17 protein-coding genes and 1 riboswitch are annotated in these 21,524 nt (G+C 45.2%); of the genes, 7 read left to right on the top strand and 10 right to left on the bottom strand.

What is annotated here, in order from left to right; all coding sequences use genetic code 11:
• The first annotated feature begins 154 nt into the window (after positions 1–154).
• Positions 155–991 (top strand): metal ABC transporter permease, encoded by an 837-nt coding sequence (locus tag OSC7112_RS20310; protein ID WP_015177666.1) that lies wholly within the window; start codon positions 155–157, stop codon positions 989–991.
• A gap of 304 nt (positions 992–1,295) precedes the next feature.
• Here the strand turns inward: OSC7112_RS20310 and OSC7112_RS20305 are convergent, their stop codons facing one another.
• The 5 genes from OSC7112_RS20305 to OSC7112_RS20285 all read right to left on the bottom strand — a co-directional run bounded on the left by OSC7112_RS20305 (position 1,296) and on the right by OSC7112_RS20285 (position 6,442).
• A complete protein-coding gene (locus OSC7112_RS20305) occupies positions 1,296–1,976 on the bottom strand; it encodes a CADD family putative folate metabolism protein (RefSeq protein ID WP_015177665.1) in 681 nt (226 codons plus the stop codon).
• 156 nt (positions 1,977–2,132) lie between these two features.
• Positions 2,133–3,188 (bottom strand): WD40 repeat domain-containing protein, encoded by a 1,056-nt coding sequence (locus tag OSC7112_RS20300; RefSeq protein WP_015177664.1) that lies wholly within the window; start codon positions 3,186–3,188, stop codon positions 2,133–2,135.
• 391 nt (positions 3,189–3,579) lie between these two features.
• Positions 3,580–4,551, bottom strand: coding sequence for a CobW family GTP-binding protein (locus OSC7112_RS20295; protein ID WP_015177663.1), 972 nt, complete (start codon positions 4,549–4,551; stop codon positions 3,580–3,582).
• Between the two features lie 181 nt (positions 4,552–4,732).
• Positions 4,733–5,767: a cobalamin biosynthesis protein CobW gene (cobW, locus tag OSC7112_RS20290; RefSeq protein ID WP_015177662.1), complete on the bottom strand. Its 1,035-nt coding sequence runs from the start codon at positions 5,765–5,767 to the stop codon at positions 4,733–4,735.
• 264 nt (positions 5,768–6,031) lie between these two features.
• Complete coding sequence (locus OSC7112_RS20285) at positions 6,032–6,442, bottom strand: DUF1636 family protein (protein ID WP_317623912.1); 411 nt, start codon at positions 6,440–6,442, stop codon at positions 6,032–6,034.
• A gap of 22 nt (positions 6,443–6,464) precedes the next feature.
• Positions 6,465–6,611: riboswitch (cobalamin riboswitch) on the bottom strand.
• A 331-nt stretch (positions 6,612–6,942) separates the two neighbouring features.
• Between OSC7112_RS20285 and OSC7112_RS20280 the strand changes: the two genes are divergently transcribed.
• Both OSC7112_RS20280 and OSC7112_RS20275 read left to right on the top strand, forming a co-directional pair.
• Complete coding sequence (locus tag OSC7112_RS20280) at positions 6,943–8,991, top strand: serine/threonine protein kinase (RefSeq protein WP_015177660.1); 2,049 nt, start codon at positions 6,943–6,945, stop codon at positions 8,989–8,991.
• Between the two features lie 84 nt (positions 8,992–9,075).
• Positions 9,076–10,350 (top strand): serine/threonine protein kinase, encoded by a 1,275-nt coding sequence (locus OSC7112_RS20275; RefSeq protein WP_015177659.1) that lies wholly within the window; start codon positions 9,076–9,078, stop codon positions 10,348–10,350.
• On the opposite strand, the gene OSC7112_RS20270 is transcribed toward OSC7112_RS20275, so the two are convergent.
• From OSC7112_RS20270 to cynS, 3 genes are all read right to left on the bottom strand, one after another.
• On the bottom strand, positions 10,342–10,932 hold the full coding sequence (locus OSC7112_RS20270) for a type IV pilin-like G/H family protein (protein ID WP_015177658.1): 591 nt from the start codon (positions 10,930–10,932) through the stop codon (positions 10,342–10,344). The genes OSC7112_RS20275 and OSC7112_RS20270 overlap by 9 nt on opposite strands.
• Positions 10,933–10,987: 55 nt before the next feature.
• Positions 10,988–12,370, bottom strand: coding sequence for an ATP-dependent protease ATP-binding subunit ClpX (gene clpX, locus OSC7112_RS20265; RefSeq protein ID WP_015177657.1), 1,383 nt, complete (start codon positions 12,368–12,370; stop codon positions 10,988–10,990).
• A gap of 359 nt (positions 12,371–12,729) precedes the next feature.
• Positions 12,730–13,173 (bottom strand): cyanase, encoded by a 444-nt coding sequence (cynS, locus tag OSC7112_RS20260; protein WP_015177656.1) that lies wholly within the window; start codon positions 13,171–13,173, stop codon positions 12,730–12,732.
• A 446-nt stretch (positions 13,174–13,619) separates the two neighbouring features.
• On the opposite strand from cynS, the gene OSC7112_RS20255 reads away from it, so the two are divergent.
• The 4 genes from OSC7112_RS20255 (at position 13,620) to OSC7112_RS20240 (ending at position 19,785) form a co-directional block, all read left to right on the top strand.
• Entirely contained in the window at positions 13,620–13,964 is a 345-nt protein-coding gene (locus OSC7112_RS20255) for a slr1659 superfamily regulator (RefSeq protein WP_015177655.1), read from the top strand.
• Positions 13,965–14,111: 147 nt separating this feature from the next.
• The gene (locus OSC7112_RS20250) at positions 14,112–16,250 is read left to right on the top strand and encodes a PAS domain-containing sensor histidine kinase (protein WP_015177654.1); all 2,139 of its coding nucleotides are present in this window, start codon (positions 14,112–14,114) and stop codon (positions 16,248–16,250) included.
• Between the two features lie 544 nt (positions 16,251–16,794).
• Complete coding sequence (locus tag OSC7112_RS20245) at positions 16,795–17,070, top strand: hypothetical protein (RefSeq protein WP_015177653.1); 276 nt, start codon at positions 16,795–16,797, stop codon at positions 17,068–17,070.
• 129 nt (positions 17,071–17,199) lie between these two features.
• Positions 17,200–19,785, top strand: coding sequence for a PAS domain S-box protein (locus tag OSC7112_RS20240; protein ID WP_015177652.1), 2,586 nt, complete (start codon positions 17,200–17,202; stop codon positions 19,783–19,785).
• A 93-nt stretch (positions 19,786–19,878) separates the two neighbouring features.
• On the opposite strand, the gene OSC7112_RS20235 is transcribed toward OSC7112_RS20240, so the two are convergent.
• Entirely contained in the window at positions 19,879–20,340 is a 462-nt protein-coding gene (locus OSC7112_RS20235) for a VOC family protein (RefSeq protein ID WP_015177651.1), read from the bottom strand.
• A 488-nt stretch (positions 20,341–20,828) separates the two neighbouring features.
• A complete protein-coding gene (locus tag OSC7112_RS20230; protein WP_015177649.1) occupies positions 20,829–21,314 on the bottom strand; it encodes a glutathione peroxidase in 486 nt (161 codons plus the stop codon).
• Positions 21,315–21,524: the final 210 nt, after the last annotated feature.

Below are 21,524 nucleotides of genomic sequence, written 5' to 3'. Positions count from 1 at the left end.
GGCGTCCCGCCTGTGCAGTTGAAGGTGGCACGGGCGTCCCGCCTGTGCAGTTGAAGGTGGCACGGGCGTCCCGCCTGTGCAGTTGAAGGTGGCACGGGCGTCCCGCCTGTGAAATTGATAGTAGTTTAAAAAATCCCCTTATTAATGTAATTCAATGTTAAACCTACTAATTGAGCCGCTAAAATTCGAGTTCATGCGAAATGCGATCGGCGTCGGCGTTTTGCTAGGAATTCTCTGCGCCGTTGTTGGCTCCTACTTAATTGTACAACAAATGGGAATGATGGTTGACATGATTGCCCATTCAGTATTAGCAGGATTGCCTGTGGCTTTTTATTTAGGTTTCAATATTTCGATCGGCGCGTTTATATCGGGAATTATCAGCGCCGTGATTATGGCGTGGATTCAATCACAATCGCGCCTCAAAATTGATGCCGTCATGGCATTAATTCTAGCTACATTTTTAGCAATTAGCATCACCTTGATTAGCCTGTTACGGACAACCAAATTAGACTTAGACGGGTTTTTGTTTGGGAATATCTTGTCAGTTGCACCTGCTGACGTGCAGCAGACTTTTGTCATTACTTTGATAATTTTGGCGATGGTTAAAATGTTTTATAAAGAACTGCTATTTTATACTTTTGACCCGCTGGGGGCGCAAGCATCCGGTTTGCCTGTAAACTGGATTTATTTCGGAATGATTTCGGCGATTACGTTGACGATTGTGGCGAGTTTGCAAACTGTGGGAGCGCTGTTAGTAATTTCTCTATTAATCGGGCCGGGAATAACGGCGTATTTGTTGGTAAAAGAGCTACATTTAATGATGGGATTAGGAGCCATTTTTGGGATGACAGCTAGCGTGAGTGGTATGTATCTCAGCTATTATTTAAATATGCCATCGGGTGCGGCAATTGTATTAGTTGTTTTTGGGTTATTTTTAGTAGCTTTGCTGTTCAGTCCCACTCAAGGGATTTTGACAAGAAAGAGAGGATAACACTCTTGGATGCACACACTCTACTTGTTGTGGGTTTTTTACGCTTGCTTAGGCAAAAAGTTCCCCGTAGCGAGACAGCATTGCCCAAGGAGCGTCAACTTAAGGTACAAGCCATAGTCCGGCAGGGGTTTCAGTCCGGCAGGGGTTGAAACCCCTGCCTCAAAGCGAAAGTCCTCGCTATGAGGACTGATGAGTTTTTCAGTCCTCATAGCGAGGACTTTCGCTATTAGCCAGGGACTTCAGTCTCTGGCGGGCTTTCGGATTAAGCTGAAACTCCTTTTATGCGTTCGTTTTTTACGCTTACTTACTTAGCTTGACAATAAGCTTCGTAAACACCGTCAAGCAGTAAATTGAGAGCAAAAGTTGCTTTCTCAGCAGCTAACAGCGCTTCTTGTTTTGCTTCTTCAGTTTGGCAAAGATCTAACAGCGCTTCGCAGGTGGCTTGCGAGTGGAACTCGTCGGCTTTTTCGTGCACTTTAAAGAAAGACAAAGCAGCTTCTGAATGGATGCCGTAAAATTCCTTCAAACCAGCAATTTTGGTTGTAGAAACTTCGGGGATTTGCGCTTCGTAAGCGTAAAGGGCGGCTAAACCTTTGACGGGGGATTCGCTGCGCGCTAAGTCTTTGAGAATGCGAACGGATTCGCTGGTTTTTTCTAAGTGTTCGCGATCGATAACTGCATTTCTGTCTAAACCCAAACCTTCGGCAAAGCGCAGCCACAGTTCGGGGTGATTGGCAGCGCCTCTCTCTTCTTCTATCAGGTTTTCGAGGAGCATTTGACGAATTTTGATGTCGTCACAGGCGGCGTGCGTAGCGCTGACATAGGTGGGGAAGTTGTGGACTTGCAGATAGTATTCTTTGGCGTACTCTTGCAGCATTGCCAGATCGAGTTTACCTTCGTTCCACATTTGGTAGAACGGGTGTTTCAGCAGGTGGTTTTGGTCGAGAATAGTGTTGAGTTGTTCGAGAAATTGCTGTTGGGTCATAATTGTCGATCGCCTTTGAGGATAGTACAGCCACTAAAATGGTATTGTAATTTAGCATTTTGTCAAGACCAAGTTTTCAATTGTTTATGTTTTCGTCAAACAGGCGCGCCCGTTATGCGAACTTAGCGCCCCCCGAAATCTTTGCCGCCCGTAGATTTATGACCAAACCAGAAATTCGCCTCCACAGCCGCCAGCGGCGAGAAACTGGCCTTCGGGATGCCATGCGAGACAGGAAAAACCGCCCTCTGCACCTTTGAGAATTTGCAGCAATTGTTCTGCTTCGTACCACAAACAAACTTGACCGTCTGCGGCGGCAGAAGCTAATAAAAATGTGCTAGGTTGAAAGGCGATCGCATTTACCACATTTTCATGTACTTCTAACGCCCAAGAATCCCAACCGACTCTTTCATCAGCGTCTCTTTCCCACACTGAAATGCCTTCCGAACTCGCCGCAGCTAACAACGGCGCACCCAAAGAATTAGTTTTATCCGACCAAGCTAACTGCCGAACTTTCCCCGGAAAACCCTGCATTACCCACGGTTCAAAATTGCCCCATTCATTAACAATGAGAGTATTGTCCATATTGCCGCAAGCTAAATATTCCCCTTGTGGCGACCAAGCAATTGCACCAGTTGCAGAAGGTACTGATAAAATTTCCGGGTCTTCGTCCCAGTCTTCCCCATGCCAAACTTTGACGCCTTTATAGCCGCTAACTGCCAGATATTGAACCATCGGATGCCATGCTAAATCGAGGATAGATGATGAGTCGAAATTCAGCGTTACTTCAACAACATTATCCTCAACATTCCAGACTTGAACGTAGCGGCCCATACTGAAAGCTAACTGGTTGCAGTTGGGACTCCAAGCTAACTTATCCACCCAGACGCGCTGGTTGTCCAAATCAGCAATTAATTCCCCAGAATTAACGCGCCAAATTCGCACTTTTCCATCTTGTCCGCCAGCAGCTAGGAATTGACTGTCGCGGGAAAAAGACAAGCAATCGGCTGATTTACCCGTAGCACTTTGTAGCGTTTGCAAGGACAATTCATTAACTACCCCTACTTTCGCCAGCATCACTTCGCCCGCAGCAGAACAGACTCCTAAAGTTGTGCCGTCCGGCGACCAAGTAACAGCAGTTACGTAGTCAGACAGCATTTCTTTAGCGTGAAATTGCAGAGTTAGTTCACTTTTATTTGTCTTTTCGTTACCCATATTTATTGAATCTGAGATGTTGTACTCTTCTTAAGAACGGGCAAGATGCCCGTTCCACAAGAGATGAATTTTCTTTGTGTGGAACAGGCATCTTGCCTGTTCCGTTCCACAAGAGATGAATTTTCTTTGTGTGGAACAGGCATCTTGCCTGTTCCGTTCCACAAGAGATGAATTTTATTCTTGTGGAACAGGCATCTTGCCTGTTCCGTTCCACAAGAGATGAATTTTATTCTTGTGGAACAGGCATCTTGCCTGTTCCGTTTCAATGAATTTTCTTTGTGTGGAACAGGCATCTTGCCTGTTCCGTTCCACAAGAGATGAATTTTATTCTTGTGGAACAGGCATCTTGCCTGTTCCTAAAAAACTTATTAAAAATGCTTCAAGATGTCAGTTAAACCAGGCATTTACGGAAATCCTCTCGCAATTGATTTTCGTTTAAATTGCGACCGATAAATACAAGCTCGTTTTTCGGAGTTTCTGTAGCTTTCCAAGATCGATCCTGCCTGCCATCAAACACCATGTGTACTCCTTGAAAAACAAATCGCTTGTTGTCTCCGGCGACATTCAAAATGCCTTTTGTACGAAAGATATTCGGCCCTTGAGTTCGCAACAATTCCTCAATCCAATCGCTAAATTTGTTGCCGTCAATAGCACCGGATTCTACTATTGCTACCGAAGTAACAGTTTCGTCGTGTTCGTGATCGTGCTCGCCCAAAAAGTCGGGCTCGATTTCTAATGCCCGGTTCAAATCAAATGCTTTGACGCCCAACAAAGCATCCATTTGTAATTCAGCGTTGCGGGTGCGGTGAATTTTTGCCATTGCATTCATGGCGCGAATTCGCTTTTCTAATTCTGCCAATTCTTCCTCAGTCACTAAATCAGTTTTGTTGAGCAAAACTACATCGGCAAATGCAATTTGTTCTTGAGCTTCGTCTGCGTCCCAGTGCTGCCAGATGTGCTTGGCATCGACTACGGTGACAACTGCGTCTAGCAGCAATTTTTCCCGCATATCTTCGTCTACAAAAAAGGTTTGAATTACGGGTGCGGGGTCGGCTAAACCTGTTGTTTCGATGACTATGTGGTCGAATTTGTCTCGCCGCTTCATCAAGTTGCCGATAATCCGAATTAAATCGCCTCGGACTGTACAGCAAATGCAGCCGTTGTTCATCTCGAAAATTTCTTCGTCGGCATCAATTATCAGTTGGTTGTCGATGCCTACTTCGCCGAATTCGTTGACGATGACTGCAACTTTTTTGCCGTGTTCCTGTGTTAAAATGCGGTTCAGTAGCGTAGTTTTGCCTGCGCCGAGATAACCCGTGAGAACGGTAACAGGAACTGATTCGATCGCCCCAGCAGTCACCATACTTGACCTCGATTATTGTACAATGATAACCATTATCGCTATTTTATACCAAACTTGCTGGCAGCGGTCACAATATTAAATAATGTTAATAAATTGTTCGTGAGAGCTTGGAGGAGCGAGTTTGCCAATAATATTTGCTGCAATTCAAAATATCGATAAACCCGCCCCTCTCAGATGACAATTAATTGTTAATCATAGCTGCAATTTGCTCTCGTTCTAGCTCTCGACCGATCAGCACTAATTTGGTTTGGCGGAGTTCGGAAGGTTGCCAAGGACGATCGTAAAAATATTCTATGCGCGAACCCACACCTTGCAACACCATCCTCATCGGTTTCTTGGGAACCGCCACAAACCCTTTAATCCGATAAATTTCCTCCTGCTGCATCAAGGATTGCAGTTTTTTGACCAAAGCTTCAGGTTCAAATTCGCGATCGGCAATAAAGTAAGTCGAGTTAATATCATCATCGTGCTCGTGTTCCTCCTCAGTGTCGTGGTGACTCGGGCGAGACTCCAAATCATCCTCAACCGCAGCATTAAATCCCATGAGCACATCGGGGTTAATTTCGCCACCTTTGCAAGGCACTATTTTCACACTCGGACGCAACTCTTGCTGCAACCAGCTTTGGACTTTCTGGTGAGTTTCCGCATCTACGCGATCGACCTTCGTTAAAAGTACCATATCGGCACAGGCTAACTGGTCTTCAAACAATTCCTCGATCGGAGTTTCGTGATCTAAACTAGAATCAGCCTGCCGCTGTGCCGTCAAAGCATCGATATCGCCCACAAAAGTACCGCTAGCAACAGCTTCGCAATCGACAACCGCAACAACACCGTCTACAGTAGCACCGGTGCGAATTTCCGGCCAGCGAAAAGCTTGAATCAAAGGTTTAGGAAGTGCCAGGCCAGAAGTCTCAATTAAGATACAATCAACTTGTTCTCTGCGCTTCAACAATTCCTGCATAGTCGGCAAGAATTCCTCTTGAACAGTGCAGCAAAGACAACCATTTGTTAGTTCTACAATATTGCTGCTAACATTTTCTTCTTCGTCGCAAACTTGGCAATCGCGCAGCAGTTCTCCATCAATTCCAATTTCGCCAAATTCGTTAACCAGAACAGCAATGCGGCGGCCTTGATTATTTTGCAATAAGTGGCGAATTAAGGTAGTTTTGCCGCTACCGAGAAAACCAGTGATGACAGTAACAGGAATTTTGTGCATTGATAATTTAGTTGTTGTAGTGTGATTGAATATCTTTCAATTTTTGGTCAGGCAATTGCGGACATAAAACTCGTTAAACCGACAGTCCGGCAGGGGTTTAAACCCCTGCCTCAAAGCGAAAGTCCTCTTGCATAGGACTAATGAGTTTAAAATTTTTATTCTCAGTCCTCTTTAGAGGACTTTCGCTATTAGCCAGGGACTTAAGTCCCTGGCGGATTGGTGGCTTTAGTTATTGCCGATGGGCCAAGCCTGGAAGGAAAGAGCTTAACTTCCCAGCGGTGGAATCTTTGCTAAAACGCCTTTTTTTAGAGCTTGAGGACGCTCAGACCAAGGCAACAAACCGTCCGGTTTAGCATAGTATTGACCCGCGCATTCGAGTACAGCCTCGACGCTTTCCGACTCATTTGCTGGTAAATCGCCAAACAGATAAGTGTACTTTCCAACAGCAGCAAAAGACACCGCACAAGAGTGACTGCAAGCACTCATGCACTCAACCTCTTGAATCTCAAATTGATCGGAAAACTCCCAATTTTTAGCGAGTTGCGACAAATTTTCCATGAATTGTTGACCGCCGCTTTTGCCTTCGCGCTTGCCGTTTTTCCAAACACTAGCGCAAGCAGTGCAAACAAATAGACTGTGCTTGGTGCGTACAGCCGTGTTAATTCCATCCATCATCCGTACCTCGCAGATGCGTTCAAAAGTGAGTTAGATATCGGCGGGCATTCTGACTTTAGAAACCACAAGGGTTTCATTACAGTTGCGGGACAGCGCCGGACTTGCACCGAACTTTCCCCGTTTCCTCTAACGGCTGCTCCCCGCTAGAACCGATCGCGAAATCACATCATACCGCACTTGCCGCCTTTTTGGAAAAAAGTTATGTTGGTAATGTCGATTCATCAAAAAAAAATAACTCTTTGTGGAACAGGCATCTTGCCTGTTGCTGACAGGATAGAAACCCATCCCAAAAAACATAACTCTTTGTGGAACAGGCATCTTGCCTGTTCCTGACAGGATATAACCCCACAAAAAAAATAACTCTTTGTGGAACAGGCATCTTGCCTGTTGCTGACAGGATAGAAACCCATCCCAAAAAACATAACTTTTTGTGGAACAGGCAAGATGCCTGTTAATGACGGGCTAGAATCCCCTCCCACAATAAAATTACTACAAACTATATGAACGCATTCTCCGATTTTTCCACTCAGGGCTATCAGATTGAAAAAGAACTCGGACACAACAGTCTCGGCGGCCGAGTTACATACTTAGCGAAAAATACAAATACTCAAAAATTAGTTGTAATTAAGCAATTTCAATTTGCCCAATTAGGTGCTAGCTGGGCAGAATACGAAGCTTACGAACAAGAAATTAAAGTTTTGCAAAAACTGGATTTCCCGGGCATTCCCCGCTATCTCGATTCTTTTCAAACTGACAGCGGTTTCTGCATGGTGCAGGAATACAAAAATGCCGAATCTGCTGTCGCGCGGACTTTTTCGCCGCCGGATATCAAGCAAATTGCGATCGCAACTTTAGAGATTTTAGTTGACCTGCAAGCTCAGAAACCGCCGATAATTCACCGCGACATTAAGCCAGAAAACTTGTTAATAGATGACGAACTCAATGTTTATTTAGTAGACTTCGGTTTTGCTAGGCTAGGAGGTGGAAATATCGCGGCTAGCAGCGTCGTCAAAGGCACGATGGGATTCATGCCACCGGAACAAATGTTCAACCGAAAATTAACAAAAGCATCCGACCTTTACGGCTTGGGGATAACGCTGATTTGCTTGTTAACTGGTACGAAATCTGCGGATGTCGGTAATTTAGTTGATGCCAATTATGGCATTCATTTTCGGCATTTAGTACCGCCGTTGCAGCAGGGTTGGATGAACTGGCTGGACAGGATGGTAGCGCCGAGAATTCAAGATAGATATCAGTCGGCGGCTGATGCTTTAGCTGCACTAGAATCTTTGGATGTCAGCAGCTTGCCGAAAGTAAGAATGGAGCGCGAGTGCATTCAATTCACCGCCACAGAATATGGAAAAATCTTAACAGGGACGATTGCCATTAGCAACCCAATTCCCGATACAATACTTTGTGGCAGGTGGGAAGTCGCGCCGCATCCGAACGATCCGCCCCACACGCCCTACGACCACTCTTGGATCTCCTTTGAACCGCAGGCATTTGAAAGCAATAATATCGAGTGCAAAATCGCAGTCGATACGAGCAAATTGCTGGCAAGTCAAACTTACAACCGCCAAATCATCTTGCGCGCAAATTCTGAACCCGAAACTCATACAAGAGAATTGCAAGTCACCACATCTGCCCTGCCCGTACCGCAAATAACTAATGGTTTGTCCGCACGCAGGCTGACTTTTATGTGCTGTTTTATTTTGGCAAGTTTTACGTGCTGTTTTATCTTACCAGACTTAATACTTCACTTGTATGCGACTGGTAATTTCGGCGATATCGAGTCTAGTAGCTTTTTTACTTCTTGGGGTACTACTATCATACTTGCGAGCTTTTTTACAAGTGGATTTTTGGGATTTTCAGTCGCTGAAATAGCGATAGCAGCTAGATCGAAAAAACACGATTTTAATTGGTTTAGAGCCTTGTGGGGAGGGATAATAGGAGTGATTTTGTCTGTTACGCTCGCCTTCTTAAGAAGTATTGCTTTCGATATCGCGAAGGACACAATCGGTTATCAATTAATGTTTTTTGTGTTTGCTGGGACTGCGAGCTTTCCGATCGCAGTAACTTTACTTGGAGCTTTTATACTAGGAAGTATTATGAATGTTACGCTCGCAGGAATGAGTATGGTAATTTTACTATTTTTATTGTATTTTTATTGGGGAGTATTCGGAGTTTTATTAAGCATAATATTCATCTGGATTATAGCTTGGGCAACCCTGATTTATAAGGTAGTTAATTATATATTTAACACTCTGATTGACGAGCAGATAGCCAGAAAAACTCTTGAAGAAGATGCTGCAAAAATAGCTTTTCTTACTGCCGGGTTTTGTACGAGCTTGGGAATAGCATTTCAACTGTTTTTAAAATGGGGGACTCAATTAGAATGGGTTGAACCAGTCGAAATACTACTTGTAGGAGGAACGATACTGGCATCTTTAGCCGTTACTGCAATTCCGCTAATTGACCTGATTGTTTTTAAACCAAAAAGAATTATTGCCAAGTATCGCAAATCTCAACCCAATTTAATCAAACCGTAAAAACTTGTTCGTAGTAAGGACGGAAGTCCTTACTACAAGCTTTTTCAGGACTTCCGTCCTTACTACAAACCTTACAACTTACCTATGAATGCTTTTCCTGACTTTTCCAACTACGGCTATCAAATAACTCGCGAACTCGGACACAATCGCGCAGGCGGCCGCGTTACCTATCTCGCTACCGAAATTAATACAAAACGTTCGGTTGTTGTCAAACAATTTCAATTTGCCCGCACCGGCGCTAATTGGTCAGAATATCAAGCTTACGAAAAAGAAATTCAAATTTTGCGAGAACTCGACCATCCCAGCATTCCCCGCTATTTAGATTCCTTCCAAACCGCCTCGGGTTTCTGCATGGTGCAAGAATACAAAAATGCTCCTTCTTTGGCAAATTCTGGCCGCTGGAATCCCGAACAAATCAAGCAAATTGCTATCTCGGTTTTAGAAATCCTCAAATACCTGCAAAACCGCGTTCCGCCAGTCATCCACAGAGATTTAAAACCGGAAAATATCTTGGTGGACGATCGCCTGAATGTCAGCCTTGTCGATTTCGGATTTGCTAGAATCGGCGGGGGAGAAGTGGCCGCCAGCAGCGTTGTTAAAGGCACTTTGGGCTTTATGCCGCCAGAACAAATGTTCAACCGCCAGCTAACTGTTGCATCGGATTTATACAGTCTAGGCGCAACGCTAATTTGCTTGCTAATCGGCATCAATTCTACTGAAATTGGCAGCTTGATGGACGATACCGGGCGGATTAATTTTAAACATCGGTTGCCACAGCTAACTCCAGAATTTCTTGACTGGCTGCAAAAAATGGTGGAACCTAATTTCAAACACCGCTATCCTTCCGCAGATGCGGCATTAAATGCTTTGATTCCCCTGGAAGTAGTTCAGCAGCATAACAACTTAAAACTGGTATTGATATCAGTCGGAGTATTAACAGCAATTTCTGCTATTTTTATTCCGCTTTTTTGGAAATCTCCCGAACCTCAAACAGTAGTAGATATCAAACGAGTAATCAACTCAGCAAATTTGAAACCTAAGACTCAAGTAATGTTAACTGACGAATTAGAATCAACGAAACTTAGGGATGTTTGGTCTTTGAAGCAAAACAAAAAAGTCTATTTTGCTGTAAGTGCTGCTAACTTGCCAGAAGGAGAATATAGAAGTTATTGTAAGGTTGTCAACCCTCAAAGAGTATTAGCAGCCCAAAGTCAATCTTATTTAAAAACGACGGGCGATCGATTAAATACTTGGTGTTGGTACAATTTTAAACAAGATGACAAGCCGGGAAATTGGAAGTTTGAATTTTACTTGGACGGTGAAAGAGTGGCGCAAAATAGTTTCAAGGTCTTACCTTAAGATAGTTGTTCCGGGCTGGCAGTGAATTTCTTGCCCGTCAAAAGTTGGCGGATTCCAAGTTTCTGCATAACTTGCATTAATTCGATCGCTCTCGCAAATTGCCGCAATAGTTGTTATCATATTGCTACCCTTTTCTTTAAAAGCAAATACTGCGCCAGTGTAGGATTTTCCGATACTCATATCATTAGGTTTGCCGATCGCGATCGCGCTTTCAAATTGTGCTGGTTGGCGGTGATTGTGCAAAGTTTGAACCGGGCCCATTGATGAGACAATCGTGTAATTATTGTCATCGGTGTGTTCTTTAAGTCCTATAGCCAGTTGGGTAATGTTATCGCTAAATTTACCGTACTCTGCATAGTAAGCTTGCTGCGCTCTATTGATGCTATTAATATATTGTATGGCTTCTGAGGATTGCGGATCTCTGGAGATAAAAAATTGATTGAGTTTAAAATCGTAAAATGACGCCATGATGCCAGCCAAAACCGCGCTGTAAATTGCAATCCTCGGCAGCAAACTGGATACTGGCAATCTCGATTTTTTACTGGCTTTAGCTACATTGACTGACATTTTTTTAACTGTCATAAAGTAAATTTGCCAAGCTTGCAGGGTGCGCCACAAGCACCCTACAGATTACAAATTATGCAGTTTCGTGCTGTTTGTGCCATGCGGGATGCCACAGCAATTCAGCAGTCGATCGCTTCTCGACCATTTCAGGAGTAATCTTACAGTGAGCCACATCCTTGCGAGAAGGCAACTCGTACATCACATCTAGCATTAACTCCTCTAAAATGCTGCGGAGAGCTCTCGCGCCGGTTTTGCGGCGGTAGGCCTCCTGGGCGATCGCCCGTAGCGCTTCCGGCTGAAATTCCAACTCCACGCTGTCCATCTTCAACAGCTTTTGATACTGCTTCACCAGCGCATTCCGGGGCTCAGTCAATATCTGCATCAAAGCTGCTTCATCCAGCGGCGAAATCACCGTCACCACCGGTATCCGCCCGACAAACTCAGGAATCAAACCAAACTTGACTAAATCCTCCGGCTGTACCTGCTGCAAAATATCAGCGGCCCGCTTGTCTTTCGCCGGCAAAGTCGAGTTGCTGTCGCTTTCTGTTGGCTGAATAAAGCCCAAGGATTTTTTACCCAAACGCTGTTCAACTATTTTTTCCAAACCGACAAAAGCACCGCCACAAATAAATAGAATTTTGCTAGTGTCAACTTGAATAAAATCTTGGTAAGGATGTTTGCGGCCGCCTTGCGGGGGAACATTAACCACTGTTCCTTCCAACATTTTTAGCAGCGCTTGCTGCACTCCTTCTCCCGATACATCTCTAGTGATCGAAGTGTTTTCGCTTTTGCGAGCAATCTTGTCAATTTCATCAATATAAATAATGCCCCGCTGCGCCGATTCCACATCAAAATCGGACATTTGCAACAGCCGCAGCAAGATATTTTCTACATCGTCCCCGACATATCCAGCTTCTGTCAGCGTCGTCGCATCCGCTACAGCAAAAGGGACTTCGAGCATTTGCGCCAAACTTTGCGCTAACAAAGTTTTACCGCAACCTGTGGGGCCCACTAGCATGATGTTGGATTTTTGCAGTTCTACATCGCTGTCGGGGGAAGACTTGTCGCTATCTTTAGCTTGATCGACGCTCAAGCGCTTGTAGTGGTTGTAAACTGCTACAGAAAGGACTTTTTTTGCTGAGTGCTGGCCGATGACGTGGTTGTCTAAATGCTGCTTGATTTCTGTCGGTTTTGGAATTTGACCTAAAACAATTTTCGATTTATTCGATCGACCCTGGCGCCGCGTTCCTTGTCCCTGAGACTCTCGCACCTCTGATTGGGGAATCTGTTGACCAATTGTTTTGCTGGAGTCAAAGAACTCCTCCTCTAAAATTTCATTGCACAGTTCCACGCATTCATCGCAAATGTAGACGCCGGGCCCAGCTATTAACTTGCGGACGTACTCTTGCGACTTGCCGCAAAAGGAGCATCTGAGATGGGAGTCATATTTTGACATATTTGCCTCTTAATTTACGGTTGCGGTTGCTTGTTTCGACTGGGGAAGTTGCCGCGCGATCGACCTTAGCTTTGCCCTAGAAAGGTTTCCCGATCGGACACCCAAGCCAGTCAGTCGATTTGAGATTTTAGATTTTAGATTTTAGATTTACTCCACAGATGAGTTTTGGAGCTGAACTAGGGTCTAAAATTTGGGGAGCTGCACGACTTAAGTCGGGGGCTTGTCTCCGTTTTTTGGCGGATTCCAGCTTCGCGATCTCTATTTCTAAGTTAACACTTTTGAGGCTTTAGTCATTAGTCATGAGTGATTCGAGCCAATTTGAATTTTTAATTTTCACTTAAAAGTAAAGCCGCCCGGGCTTACCATTTTTTGTATTCCAAAAATTTTCCCGACATAATTATTTTCACTCGATCGCCTTTTGGGTCTGCTTCTTTCTCGACATCCAAAGTAAAGTCGATCGCGCTCATAATCCCGTCACCAAATTTTTCGTGAATCACTGCTTTGAGTGGCATCCCGTAAACCTGCATAATTTCATAAAAACGATACATCAGGGGGTCAACCGGCACCGACTCCTCCAAAGAACCTTTTAACGGAGGTTCACAGAGAACCGCACCCGTCTCGCTATCTAGTCCCAAAGCCGAGACAATTTTCTCGGCTTCATCTTCTGATGCAGTAGCTTGACGGTAAATAACCGCGGCAATCCAAACTTCGTCGCGCCCCAAAACTTTTTCTAAATCTGCAAAACTAATTCCCTTAGCTTTTTTAGCCGCCAAAAGCTTTTCTGTAATTCCTGAAATTGCCATTAAATATTCTCCCCTTCATTTCAGTGTCAGATGTGCAATATCTCTCACATTTTGGTGATTTTGTCAATACTGACTTGAGAAAAACAATCGAATTGATAGCTCGGAACTTCAGCAAAAGCTGGTCTCGTCAAGCCCCACAACTCATACAATTTGAGATTTGAGATTTGAGATGTTAGATTGGCAATGACTGATGACTACAAGGGTTGAGAGCTAGTCAACAGTTGCATTCTTTTTTCCAACTGGTATCACAACTGATAAATCCTCAAATAACTCCTAACTGCCCTGCGGGAATGGTACAGTTGGCAGTATATGTAATAAAAGTTACACGCGCAAAGACCTTCGGCATTCGGCAAACGGCTGAGTCTCGATCGTGCTAGCCTGAAGCTCAATCCTCGCTCGCGCAGCCAAAGCCCCTTTACCACTCAAAACCGGCAACTGACAAAAGTATGGAGATTCAGACCAAAGATTACACGGTCCAGTACGATCGCGCTACGCAAACAGTCACCTGTAGCGGCTCGTTCCGACTCAGCCAGGTGGAAGAATACGCGCCGATCGTCGATCTGCTCAACGAAGTGGCTGACTCCTGCCCAAACACGGTTACTCTAGACTTGCGAAAGCTAGAATTTTTAAATAGTTCTGGAATTAATATTTTCTCAAAATTTGCGATCGAAGTGCGCCAGCAAAAAAATATTCAAATGGCCATCAAAGGTTCTAAACAGATCCCCTGGCAGATCAAATCCCTGAAAAACTTGCAGCGGCTGATGCCTTCCTTGCACTTAGAATTGGAATAGTAGCGAAAAAGGTAAACAGGAATCCCCGGCTAAGTCCGGGAACCAGGATGAGGGTGGCTGAAGTTAATCGGAATAAGTCATAGTTAAACTAGCACAAAACCCTAAAAAACTTCAGAACAGACTAAAAATTACCAATTTTCAATTGCTATGCAGGAAGAACCATCGACAGAACAGCTACTTTTCGACGTTCAGCGGCTGAGTGCGGAACTTGAAAACTTGAAGCGCGAAAAGGTTGACCTAGAACTTTTGCTGGAGACTACCACCGAACATTCAGATACGATGGAAGCTCACTTGCTCAGCAAAGCTCAGTTGGCGCTGCGTTCAAGCGAAGAGCAGTTTCGGGCGATCGCCTCGGCAACTCCCGTGCCGATATTAGTTTCTCGCCTCTGTGACGGCTTAATTATGTATGCGAACGCTCAATTGGCTTCTCTCCTGAACATACCCCTAGAAAAATTGATCGGCTGCACCACTCCAGACTTTTACTTCAACCCCGCCGATCGCCCAAAGGTACTTGAGGCACTTGCTAAAGAGGGATACCTCCAAAACTACGAACTCCACTGCAAAAAATCAGACGGCACCGCTTTCTGGGCGATGATCTCGGTTCAGTCGCTGGTGTTTAACGGGCAGCAGACGGCATTGTGCGCCTTGTACGACCTCACCCAGCGCAAGGAAGCAGAACAAACCCTCCAAGAGAGCGAAAAGCGTCTCCGCCGCCAGAGTTTGGCTTTGTTGCAGCTAGGTCGCCAGAGGACTCTCAACAGCGGTGCGCTGAATGTGGGAATTCGCGAAATTACCGAGGCGGCAGCCCGCACTTTGGATGTGGAAAAAGTCAGCGTCTGGCTTTACAACCACGGAAGATTTGGAAATCGCTACCCGAACGAGCCCCAGCTAAATTTTACGGAGAGAGTGCTCGCCCACAACCAAACAGAGCCACTCGATACAGAGGCCGCTGCCCCAGAGCAACACGAGGGGGTTAATCATTCTAAGTTTAAAATCCCCAACCTCAAATTAGTCTGTCTCGACTTGTACGATCGCACCCAGGAGAATCATTTGAGCCGGGAGTCCATATCGGCAAGCGATTTAAATTTATCAAATTTAGATGTCGAAGGCGACGCGCGGGGCGAAAATTTGCGATCGGAGAATGGTTTAGAACCTACGACCAAGACTCAAAAATCTCTACAAACAAATTTGTCTCGCTCATCTTCCCTAGCCGAACCTTCCGGTGTGCTGCCAAATGCCAGCAAGCCCAATTCATCCATATTAAATGTAGCAATTAGGCTCGGCGGGCAGATCGTGGGCATCCTCTCTCTCGAACATATCGGCGCGCCCCGCCAGTGGGCTCTGGAGGAGCGCACCTTCGCCGATTCTTTGGCAAATTTGGTAGCGCTGGCGATCGAAGGATTTGAGCGCCAGCGGGCCCAGGAAGCACTCTCCAAAGCCAAAGCGCAGCTAGAAATGACCGTCGATCAGCGCACCGCTCAACTCACCGCCGCCAATAAACTGCTCCGCATCGAAATTGCCGAGCGCAAAAGAGCCGAAATAGCCTTGCAAGAAGCCTTACACAAAGCTGAAGCAGCTTCGAGAGCTAAAAGCACTTTTTTAGCCAATATGAGCCACGAGCTGCGGACGCCGCTCAACGCGATTATCGGTTACAGCGAAATGCTACAAGAAGAAGCACGGGAATCGGGACTCGAAGACATCATTCCCGATACCCAAAAAATTTATAACGCCGGCAAGCACTTGCTAACTTTAATTAACGATATTCTAGACCTTTCTAAGATAGAAGCCGGTCGGATGGAGCTTTATTTAGAAAAATTTGACCTCAGTAATTTAATAGAAGAAGTCGTTGCAACTTTGCACCCTTTGGTCGAAAAAAATCACAATGAATTGCAAGTTTCTTGCTCAGAAAATTTGGGAGTGATGTATGCAGATTTGACTAAAGTCCGGCAAATTCTGTTCAATTTGCTCTCTAATGCCCTGAAGTTTACCGAAGGTGGAACGGTGCTGTTGAGCGCGACTCGCGAACCAGCAGGCGACAGCGATTGGGTTTATTTGCAGGTATCTGATACGGGGATTGGAATGTCGGCAGAACAGCAGCAGGGTTTGTTTGAACCTTTTATTCAAGGGGACGCTTCGACTACTCGCAAGTACGGCGGCACAGGTTTAGGATTGGCCATTAGCCGCTTGTTTTGCCAGATGATGGGCGGCGATATCACTGTTGAGAGTCAGTTGGATGTTGGCTCTACTTTTACTGTTCATTTAAAGGCAAAAGTTGATATTAGTTAGAAGCAAGTTGGGCAACTAGCAATGTAGGGGATTTAAGGGATTTAACGGGTGGGGGTTTTGCCAGGAATCCTGTACGGGATTTAACGGATTTAACGGATGCCAAAAGATGGAATAATTTCCCAATTCCTAATTCCCCCATTACCGATTACCCATTACCAATTACCCATTACCTTTTTAATTGTGACACCGATCGCGATCGACCTCTGTTGTCGATCACACAGTAGCATTTTTTTTCAGCCTAGAATACCTATATTATTCCAAGATTGTCCTGCCGGCACGATCGGGCGCCTCGCTGCATTTACAAATCCCACCTCAACCTAAATAAGCGGGTGGGGGGTTGCTTCCAGAAAGGCAATTTGGTAAAAGTAATGCTATGGTCGCGAACCAGTAGAAGGCAAAAGTTAAAAGGAATTCAGGAATTCTCAAAAGTCTCTGGACGCAGAAACACAATTCTGCTTTTTGCCTTCATACTGCTGCTACTGCCGAGATAGCATTGCTGCTGAAAGCAATGCACAATTTCTCTGAATCAAAGGAGTGCATCTACATGATTAAACCTTGCAGTCAACCGCTAAAAATAAATCCTTTTACCTGTTATCGCGATCCGGCTACAGGCAGGTGGACTACTGTAGTTACAAGTGTTCCAAACACTTGCGAAACAGACTCTAGTTTAACAGCAGAAGCCGAAGGCGAAAACGAAGGTAAAGCAGAAACGATCCTTTCTGCTGCGCCTGCTGTCTCGCTGCCGAAAAAAGTCCTTTCTTTCTCCGTGCCTCAGTTTAAACACCGTGCCAAAAAATCTGCTGTTAGTGTCAGCAGGTAGCTATCGCAGGGGTCTAATCTAGTTTCCACGGTTAGTCCCCGACGATCGCCCAATAAAAAAACGAACTTATCCATAGCCTAAACTGCCAAAAAGCGATATACTGGCAGCAAACTTTCTCCTTCAATATCCGTGAAGTATTTGCTCGATGGCTGCCTCCACTTTGTATGGACAGACCGACCAATTCGCCAGCGGGGAACAGTAATCATTGCTATTCCCATGATTTTGCTGTTTGGTTCGCTCGTAGCAATTGCAGCCCTCCGGGATAGTGCCCTACAGATAAGAAAGCGAGCAGATACTAATAAGGCAATACTTCAGGAAACTAACCGCTTGATAACCCTGGTGGTAGATGCGGAAACGAGCGTTAGGGGTTATGGGTTGACAAAGCGCCGCGAATTTCTCTCACCCTACTTAGAAGCCAAGAAGAGTTTGCCTCCGCTGCTGGCTAAACTCCAAGTATTGGTTCAAGAAAGCAAACTGCAACCTCAGGGATTTGAAGAAATTAAAAAAAGTACCGAACAGCAAATAAATTTATTGCAAAACACTTTGAATAAGCTGGACAGTTCGGGAACAAGGATGCAGTCGCCGGAAATAATTCAGGTGTTTGCTCGAGGCAAATTAAACATGGATAAGCTGCGCGCAAAAATTAATGCCTTTTCTGATGCCGTCGAAGCCTACCAGAAAAGTGTAGATCGGCAAGTAGGGCAGTTGGTAGATTTCATTAATTTTGTGCAATTTGCGGGTTTGCTTTCCGGCTGTTTGGGTGCAGGGGCTTCCTGGTATTTATTTGATAGTTTAGAGAAGGAATTGAGGAAGCGGGAAGCTGGCTTGGAAGAAAGTAAAAGCCGGATTCAAGCTGTGGTAGACAATGCGGCTGACGGTATTATTACTTTGGACGCACGGGGAAATATTGAGTCTTTTAATAGGGCAGCAGAAAAGATTTTTGGCGAGAAAGCCGATCGAATAATTGGCTCTAACTTGCGGGGGCTGATCGCTCAACCGCAGCCGCACAGCAGCGTGGGGGATTATTCGGTCGAATATTTTGTGTTACATCCAGATACTACCCTGAAGACTTACCAGCAAGAAACAGTTGGACTTCGACAGGACGGAACGAAGTTTCCGATGGAGTTAGCTGTCAGCGAAATGCGTCTGGCAAATCAACACTTGTTTATTGCGATTTGCCGCGATGCCAGAGGACGAAAACAAGCCGAGGAAACTCTGCGAAAGCAAGCACAAATTCTGGATTTGGCCAACGATACGATCGCGGTACTAGACTTGAATGGGGCAATTTCTTATTGGAATTTGGGGGCGAAGTGGCTCTACGGGTGGCGGAAGTCGCAAGCAATAGGAAAAAATATTCACCAGCTTTTACAAACAGAATGGATCCAACCTTTTGAGGTAATTCAAAAAGTATTTTTAGAGAAGGGTTCTTGGCAAGGAGAACTGGTGCGAACTAAGAAAGACGGCACAAAAATAACGGTGGCAAGCCGGTGGACTTTGCAGTACGACGATCGAGATCGGCCAGTCGCTATTTTGGAAATCAGCAACGATATTAGCGATCGCAAACGCTCAGAAATTGCTTTAGCCCAAAGCGCGCAGCGGTTTCGCGCTACTTTTGAGCAGGCGGCAGTCGGCATGGTTCAAGCGACTGTGGAAGGCAAATTTCTGTTAGTCAATCAAAAACTTTGCGAAATTTTGGGCTACAGCCGGCAAGAATTGCTGGAGAAAAGATTTCAGGAGATTACTTGGCATGGAGATTTGGCAAGCGAACTGGAACTTTTGCGCCAATTGTTAGCAGCAGAAATTGAAAATTTCTCTCTGGAAAAGCGCTACATCCGCAAAGACGGAGAGTTGGTGTGGGCAAACTTGACGGTTTCGCTGCTGCGAGAACAAGATGGCAGTCAATTTCTGATGAGTGTGGTTGAAGATATTAGGGATCGCAAACAAGCAGAGGAATCGCTGCGGTTGCGCGCTGAAGAATTGAGGTGGACAGCCCAAAATCTGGCTCAAACGACGAATGTTTTAAGAAAGCGGAATCAAGAATTAGACCAGTTTGCTTATGTAGTTTCTCACGATTTGAAAGCGCCGCTCAGGGCGATCGCCAATCTCAGCAGTTGGATAGAAGAAGACCTCAGCGAGTCGATGACAGAGGATACTCTGCACCAAATGAACCTGCTGCGCGGCAGAGTTCACAGGATGGAAGCTTTGATTGAAGGACTGCTGCAATATTCCCGCGTCGGACGGATTCAAGTGCCTTCAGAAATGGTAAAAGTTGAGAATTTATTAGCCGAAATTATTGATTCGTTGGCGCCGCCGTATGGATTTGAGGTGAAAGTTGAACCGGGAATGCCAACTTTTGTGACAGAAAGATTGCTGTTGCAGCAGGTTTTTTCTAATTTAATTAGCAACGCAATTAAGCACAACCGATCTGAATCGGGTCATTTAAAAATCTCGGTTAAAGAGTTAGATGATTTTTACGAGTTTTCTGTAGAGGATGACGGGCCGGGGATTGCTCCTCAATATCACGATAAAGTTTTTGTAATTTTTCAGACCTTGGAAGCTCGCGATAAAGTTGAAAATACTGGGATTGGTTTGTCGCTGGTGAAAAAAATTGTCGAAGGTCAAGGGGGCAGTATTTCCCTAGAATCTGCCGAAGGTGAGGGAGCAACTTTTCGGTTTACTTGGCCGAAGCAATCTATTAGCCAAGACGGAAAATAAAACAACTCTCAAGGTAGGATGTTTGCGGAACACCGCGATCGAAAGAGTAAATGTAGGGTGCAGGCAGACTACCGAGAACCCGATAGCGACTGTTTAAACTGCATCACAACGGATTTCGATGATAAATCCATCAGGATCGTAAAAGTAAATGCCGCGCCCTGTAGCGCGAGTGACGGGGCCGCTATCGATCGCAATTTGATTTGACTTTAGCACTTCCAGAGCGCGATCGAACAAATCCGGATCGATATCGAAGGCTAAGTGGTTGGCGCGGGTAAAAGCTTTCTCCGGGTCTGGGTTTGGCGGTTCTAAGTCGGGCTGCCAAAATAAGTCAATAACAGTACCGTCTGGGGTAACGAAATTAGCGACTTTACCAGCGGCCACCATTTCTGTTAAACTTGCGGGAATTTCTGCACCTGTTAGTTCGTGCAGCCCGAGAATTGTACCGTAGAAGTGACGGGAAGCTTTCATATCCCGCACGTTTAAAGCGATATGGTGAACGCGGCGCAAATTCCCCGGCGCGAGGGCAATTTTGACGTTGTTTTCGGTAGTTTGCATGATTGTCAATTCCGAATGTTAAAATTGAAAGCAGTTTGATTGATTCAGATCGTCTGCTGTAAAATAAGCATTTTCAGTGGGCAATCAGGGCTAGAACCCTCCGATTTCTAGGAGGACTTCAGACCTCACTACAAAGACTTTAATTCGGGTCGTGCGATCGCATCTCATATCGATTAGTATTATTTTTCTTTAGGAAACGATGCCATACCTACAAATAGCATGACCAGACCACCTGCCAGAATTGCTAAGGCAAGTAAACCTACCACTAAATCTAATCCCGATGTATTTTCCATTAAATTAAACCGTTCTCCAATTAAATACAATCATCGGTATTCGTTCAGGGTTGAGTGCTTGCCAACAATGGGGAAGATAGAAAAAAAATAGCTTTCAACTTATTGAAAAAAAAGCTGATTAATTTCTTCCCTCTTCCCTAAACATCCATCCGTTAAATCCGTTAAGTCCTGTACACTGCTTAGTTGCCGAACTTCTTATTTTGCCAATTCTCGCTCGATAGCAGCAATCAGTTCGGGCGAATCGGGGCCAACACTGCTGCGGAATCTAGCAACCACTTCACCCTGTTTGCTAACTAAGAATTTCTCAAAATTCCACGAAACCTCACCCTTGGGATCGACTGCATTCGTAAGTTTAGCGTACAGCGGGTGCTGCTGAGTACCTTTAGCGCGTACTTTGTCAAATAATTCAAAGGTGACGCCGTATTTTGTAGTACAGAAATTGACGATTTCTGGATTACTTCCGGGTTCTTGAGCTCCGAAGTCGTTGCAGGGAAATCCTAAAACCCGGAGTCCAGCCGCGCTGTACTTCTGGCTCAATTCTTCGAGTCCTTTGTATTGAGGCGTATAGCCACATTTGGAAGCTACATTAACTATCAAGAGTACCTTGCCAGCGTACTCTCCTAGCTGCTTGTCTTCGCCTGCGATCGTTGTTACTTTAATGTCGGAGATTGTGCTGGGCATTTTCAAATACTTTTAAATTTGACCACCACAATTTTACCGCAAGTCGGTACAATTTTGTCTAGAGGTCGATCGCTAAAAATTTAAATATCCCGGTCGGGGCGGGCTTACGGATCTCGCGCTTGTATTATAGATATTGGTGAACCCGCCCCTACCAAAATTACGGTTAATTCCGAACCCGATCTTAGTAGATGGCGGTGAACTTCCTCCCCA

The organism is Oscillatoria nigro-viridis PCC 7112, assembly GCF_000317475.1.
GTDB lineage: Bacteria > Cyanobacteriota > Cyanobacteriia > Cyanobacteriales > Microcoleaceae > Microcoleus > Microcoleus nigroviridis.
This window is presented reverse-complemented; position numbering and strand designations above follow the sequence as displayed.

What these genes read in the sequence shown, in the direction of transcription:
- OSC7112_RS20305 (WP_015177665.1), bottom strand. Translation starts at nt 1,976, where the DNA reads ATGACCCAACAGCAATTTCTCGAACAACTCAACACTATTCTCGACCAA.
- OSC7112_RS20275 (WP_015177659.1), top strand. Translation starts at nt 9,076, where the DNA reads ATGAATGCTTTTCCTGACTTTTCCAACTACGGCTATCAAATAACTCGC.
- OSC7112_RS20250 (WP_015177654.1), top strand. Translation starts at nt 14,112, where the DNA reads ATGCAGGAAGAACCATCGACAGAACAGCTACTTTTCGACGTTCAGCGG.
- OSC7112_RS20310 (WP_015177666.1), top strand. Translation starts at nt 155, where the DNA reads ATGTTAAACCTACTAATTGAGCCGCTAAAATTCGAGTTCATGCGAAAT.
- clpX (WP_015177657.1), bottom strand. Translation starts at nt 12,370, where the DNA reads ATGTCAAAATATGACTCCCATCTCAGATGCTCCTTTTGCGGCAAGTCG.
- OSC7112_RS20270 (WP_015177658.1), bottom strand. Translation starts at nt 10,932, where the DNA reads ATGACAGTTAAAAAAATGTCAGTCAATGTAGCTAAAGCCAGTAAAAAA.
- OSC7112_RS20235 (WP_015177651.1), bottom strand. Translation starts at nt 20,340, where the DNA reads ATGCAAACTACCGAAAACAACGTCAAAATTGCCCTCGCGCCGGGGAAT.
- OSC7112_RS20245 (WP_015177653.1), top strand. Translation starts at nt 16,795, where the DNA reads ATGATTAAACCTTGCAGTCAACCGCTAAAAATAAATCCTTTTACCTGT.
- OSC7112_RS20295 (WP_015177663.1), bottom strand. Translation starts at nt 4,551, where the DNA reads ATGGTGACTGCTGGGGCGATCGAATCAGTTCCTGTTACCGTTCTCACG.
- OSC7112_RS20285 (WP_317623912.1), bottom strand. Translation starts at nt 6,442, where the DNA reads ATGATGGATGGAATTAACACGGCTGTACGCACCAAGCACAGTCTATTT.
- OSC7112_RS20300 (WP_015177664.1), bottom strand. Translation starts at nt 3,188, where the DNA reads ATGGGTAACGAAAAGACAAATAAAAGTGAACTAACTCTGCAATTTCAC.
- cynS (WP_015177656.1), bottom strand. Translation starts at nt 13,173, where the DNA reads ATGGCAATTTCAGGAATTACAGAAAAGCTTTTGGCGGCTAAAAAAGCT.
- cobW (WP_015177662.1), bottom strand. Translation starts at nt 5,767, where the DNA reads ATGCACAAAATTCCTGTTACTGTCATCACTGGTTTTCTCGGTAGCGGC.
- OSC7112_RS20255 (WP_015177655.1), top strand. Translation starts at nt 13,620, where the DNA reads ATGGAGATTCAGACCAAAGATTACACGGTCCAGTACGATCGCGCTACG.
- OSC7112_RS20280 (WP_015177660.1), top strand. Translation starts at nt 6,943, where the DNA reads ATGAACGCATTCTCCGATTTTTCCACTCAGGGCTATCAGATTGAAAAA.
- OSC7112_RS20230 (WP_015177649.1), bottom strand. Translation starts at nt 21,314, where the DNA reads ATGCCCAGCACAATCTCCGACATTAAAGTAACAACGATCGCAGGCGAA.